Genomic DNA, 4,322 nt, shown 5'->3' with positions numbered 1-4,322 from the left:
GCCCACCAGGTAGCCCCCCACCAGACAGGCCACCGAGAGGGCGGAGAAGACCACCTGGATCGGCAGGGTGGCGCCGGGGCGCAGCACCCGGAGGGTGACCAGGCCGCACACCCCGGCCGCCATGATCGCGTACTGGGTGCCGGTGGCGGGCAGCAGGCCGGCGGCGGCGTCCCAGGTCTCCCCCAGAACCTGCCGACCGACCGCTGCCGGCAACAGGTACAGGACCAGCCCCCAGCCGGCGGCCACCACGGCCAGCACGCCGCCGGTCGCCGCCGCCGCCCGGGCCCGTCGGGCGGGGGTCCCGAGTCGGTTGAGCAGCGGCGGGCCGAACCCGGTGACGGCGTTGTACAGCACGTTCAGCGGGCCGAAGAGGGTGGTGGCGCCGCGCAGCGCGCCCACGGCGAGGGGGGTGGCGAACACGCCCAGACCGATCACGGCCAGCTGGGTGCCGGCGTTCCCCACCCCGAACTCGACGACGAAGCGGCGGCCGAGGTGGTCGCGGGCCAGGAGCGCGCGCACCGGGCGTCGGGCCGGCTCCCCGGCCGGACCGGGGGCGGCCGGGCCGATCGCGCGGCGCAGCAGGAACAGCCCCAGCGCCAGCGCCGGGAGCGCGGAGAGCCCCCAGGCCAGGACGGTGCCGAAGGTTCCCGTGCCGGCCGGCAGCACCGCCAGGACGGGGAGGACGACGGCGAGTCGCAACAGGTCCCCGGCCAGGGCCCGGCCGGGGCGCCCGAGCAGGGAGAAGGCGTACCGCAGGGCGTCCTGGGTGAGCACCACGGGCAGCACCAGGCCCAGGGCCGCCAGCCCGGCGGGGATCCCGTCCGGCGCCACCAGGGCCGGCGCGGCGAGCGGCAGGGCGAGCACGCCGGCGGCCACCGCGGTGAAGGCGACGGCGGTGCGGCACTCGCGGCCCCGCTCGGCGGTGGTGCCCCGGCCCAGCACCAGGGCCTGTCCCACGTAGGCGGTGGACGCCCCCAGCAGCAGGGTGAAGACCGTGTAGACCACGGCGAAGTCGGCGAACGAGGCGGCGTCCGCGCCGCGCGCGACGAAGACGACGACGGCGATGTTGGTCAGCGCCGCGACGCCCTGGTCGGCGACGGAGGCGAGCACGGCCGTGCGGACCCGGCCCGGACCCCCGGCGGGGACCGGGCCGGCGGCCCCCGTCACGGGCGGGGGGAGCGTTCTTCGAGTTCGGACGGGTCGACGATCCGCAGCCCGAGGGTCTCCGAGCCGAGGTCGCGGGGGCGCGGGCCGGTGCGGGGGTCGCCGTACCGGGTGCCCGGGGTGTCGCCCCCCTCCCGTCGCCGGGGGCGGCCGGCGGCGACGGAACGCTCCCGGTGCTCCCGCGGCCCCCCGGGCGGCTCCCGGCCGTCGGGGGCCCCGGCGCCGTAGGGCTCGTGGTACGGGGTGTCGGTGCCCTCGGGGTCCCGGGGCGCGTCCGCCTCGTCGGGGCCGTCGGGCTCCTCGGGGTTCCGGTCGCCCTCGTGGTCCGACCAGCGTTCGACCCCGGTCCCCCAGGAGTGCAGGACGGCGCCGAGGATCGTCCCCCCGGCCCCGACCACGAGTTCGCGCACCCGGGCCAGGTCGTCGCGCCGCACCTCGCCGGGGTCGCAGACCACGAGCACGCCGTCCACCCGGTCGATGAGCGCGATGGCGTCGGCGTAGGAGAGGACGGCGGGGGCGAGCACGGTCACCACGGCTCCCCGGGCATCGGCGTGCGCGACCAGTCGGCCGGCGGCCGGCGAGGTCAGGGCGCGCGGCACGTTGCGCACCCGACGGCCGGGGACCAGGTCGAAGACGCCGGACTCGCCGGCGTCGATCGGCACCCGCCGGCCGGCGGGCCATCCGCCCTCGCCGCCGCCGGGGGAACTGGCCCAGCCGGGGCGCACCCCGTCGGCGTGCCGCAACTGCTCGGTGAGGGTGGGGGTGCGCAGGTCCGCCTCGATGAGCAGGGCGTCCATGCCCATCTCGGCGAACGCCGCCGAGAGGTTGACGGCTGTGGTCAGGGGCGTGCCGATGCCGCCGCGCGGGGCCACCACCAGCAGGCGGCGGCGTTTGGCGAAGGTCTCGTCGTAGGCCAGCCGGAAGGCCACCGAACGGAACTCCTCGGCCAGGCGTCCCCCGGCGAGCAGTCGGCCGGGGGCGGGGCGGGCGGTGCGCGGCAGCACCCCGAGCACCGGGGCGCGCAGGGCGCGGCTGACATCCCCGGCCGAGCGGACCCGGGGGTCGAAGACCAGGCGGAGCCAGGCGGCGAGGAGGCCGAGACCGGCGCCGAGCATCGCGCCCAGGGCGGTGAGCAGCACCGGTCCCGGGCCGGAGGGCGAGGCGGGTGGGGCGGCCTCGGTGATGATCCGCCCGCCGGTGGTGTCCAGCGCGGTGAGGGCGTGCACGCGGTCGTTCAGGTCGTTGATCCGGGTGGTGAGGCCGGCGCGGGAGGCGAGCGCCTGCTCGTGCGCGGAGCTTCCCTCGGGCAGGCCGGCGATGTCGGAGTCGAGGGCCTGGCGTTCCTCCAGCAGGGGACCGCGCTGCTCCTCCAGCGAGGCGACCATGTTCTCCACCATCCGGTCGGCCACCGCCCGTCGGTTCTCCAGGTAGGCGGTGGCGAAGGCGTTGGCGTAGCGGGCGGCGCGGGCGGGGTCGTCGGCGGTGTAGGAGAAGCGCAGCACCTCGGTGTTGGGCGGGTTGGTGACCTGCAGGCCCTCCTTGATCCGGTCGGCCTCCTCCTCGGGGAGGCCGAGTTCGACGGCGGCGGCCCGGGCGACGGTGCCGCTGACGGCGGTGCGGCGCTCGGAGCCCATCGCGACCCGGTCCAGGGTGCCGCCCTCGAAGGCGTCGCGGGTGGGGGCGCGCAGCACCACCTCGGTACCGGCGATGTAGGTGTCGGTGGTGCCCAGGCCGAGCCATCCGCCGCCCAGCAGGCCGACCAGGACGCCGAGTCCGATCAACAGGCGGTAGCGCAGCAGCTGGCGGAACTGCTCGCGCAACTGGTCGGGTTCGTCGTGGGCGTGGCCGGGGCGGGCGTCCTCGCGGTGCGGTGCCGGTTCCCTCATGCGGTGGCGTCCTTCCGCTCGTGCGGGGCGGCGTCCGGTCGGTGGACGGCCAGCGCCTCGTCGAGGAGTGCGGAGATCCGGGCCAGGCCGGCCTCCCGGCCCAGGTGGGTGCGGGCGTAGTCGAATCCGCGCGCCCCGATCGCGTCGGCCGCCGCCGGGTCGGCGGCGATCTCGCGGGCGGCCCCGACGAGGGCGGCGGGGTTCTCCGGCGGCACCAGCCAGCCGGCGTCGGAGCGGCGGATCTCCTCGGCGGTGCCGCCGCCGTCGGCCACCGAGGCGATGACCGGGCGGGCGGCGGTGAAGTACGAGGTGAGCTTGGAGGGCACGCTCATGTCGAGGACCGAGGCGCGCTGGGTGACCACCAGGGCGTCGGCGGCGGCCAGGACGTCGGGGAACTCGGCGTCCCCCGCGGGGGGCAGGATCCGCAGGTTGGGCACGTCGGCGGCGGCCTCGAGCAGGGCGGCGCGCCGGTTGCCGTCCCCCATCAGGACCACCAGCAGGTCGGGGGCCAGGCGGGCGGTCTCCACCAGGACCTCCAGGCCCTGCTTGAGCCCCATGTTGCCGGAGTGGAGCAGCACCGTGCGGCCGGGCTCCCAACCGAGGCGGGCGCGGGTGTCGGCCCGGGTGCCGGTGGGGCGCGAGACGTGCGCCCAGTTGGGCACCAGGCGGATCCGGTCGTCGGGCACGCCCAGGGAACGGACCCGTTCGCGGAAGCTCTCGTGGATGACGCCCACGAGGGTGGCAGCGGCCAGCACGCGGCGCTCGACGGCCGCCGCCGCGGCGGCGGCCCGCCCGCCGCCGGCGATGCCGCTCTGCGCGGCGGCGGCTCCCATCAGGTCCTGCACCACCGGCACGAAGGGCACCCGCCCGCGGCGGGCGAGCCGGGCGGCGAGCACCCCGCCGGCGAGGGAGGGCATCTGGGCGAGGATGGCGTCGGGGCGGCCGACGGCGGGCGGGGCGAGCAGACCGCCCGCCAGGATGGAGGCCTCGTACAGGCCGCGTCGCACGGCGGTCTGACGGGACGGCACGGTGTGGCGGCGGCGGTGCACCCGGACGCCGTCGCGCAGTTCGCCGGCGCGCCACCGACCGCGCCAGGCGGGGTCGACGCGCCAGGCGGGGTAGTGCGGCATCCCGGCCAGCACGTGCACCTCGGCGTCGCGACGGGTCACCCAGTCCTCGGCGATCTGGGCGGCGTAGGGGCCGATCCCGGCGCGCTCGGGTGCGTAGTTGGTGGAGACCAGGAGCAGGCGTTCGCGGGGTGCGGACGGGGGC

Annotated in this window: 3 protein-coding genes; all 3 read right to left on the bottom strand. The window is 77.6% G+C overall.

The window, feature by feature from the left end; translation table 11 throughout:
• Nucleotides 1–1,167, bottom strand: a 1,167-nt coding sequence (locus tag FOE67_RS18095; RefSeq protein ID WP_182665563.1) for an MATE family efflux transporter, incomplete at its 3' end; no start/stop codon positions are given.
• Entirely contained in the window at nucleotides 1,164–3,050 is a 1,887-nt protein-coding gene (locus tag FOE67_RS30115; RefSeq protein ID WP_182665561.1) for a lipopolysaccharide biosynthesis protein, read from the bottom strand. The genes FOE67_RS30115 and FOE67_RS18095, both read right to left, overlap by 4 nt.
• On the bottom strand, nucleotides 3,047–4,297 hold the full coding sequence (locus tag FOE67_RS18085) for a glycosyltransferase family 4 protein (RefSeq protein WP_182665566.1): 1,251 nt from the start codon (nucleotides 4,295–4,297) through the stop codon (nucleotides 3,047–3,049). Before FOE67_RS18085 ends, FOE67_RS30115 begins: the two co-directional genes overlap by 4 nt.
• Nucleotides 4,298–4,322 lie beyond the last annotated feature (25 nt).

It is taken from the genome of Streptomyces calidiresistens (assembly GCF_014141525.1).
In the GTDB taxonomy this organism is placed as follows: Bacteria; Actinomycetota; Actinomycetes; order Streptomycetales; family Streptomycetaceae; genus Streptomyces; species Streptomyces calidiresistens.
The sequence above is the reverse complement of the archived record's forward strand: the minus strand, read 5'-3'. Positions and strand labels throughout refer to the sequence as shown.

Coding starts and splice junctions, on each gene's coding strand:
- FOE67_RS30115 (WP_182665561.1), bottom strand. CDS start 3,050: ATGAGGGAACCGGCACCGCACCGCGAGGACGCCCGCCCCGGCCACGCC.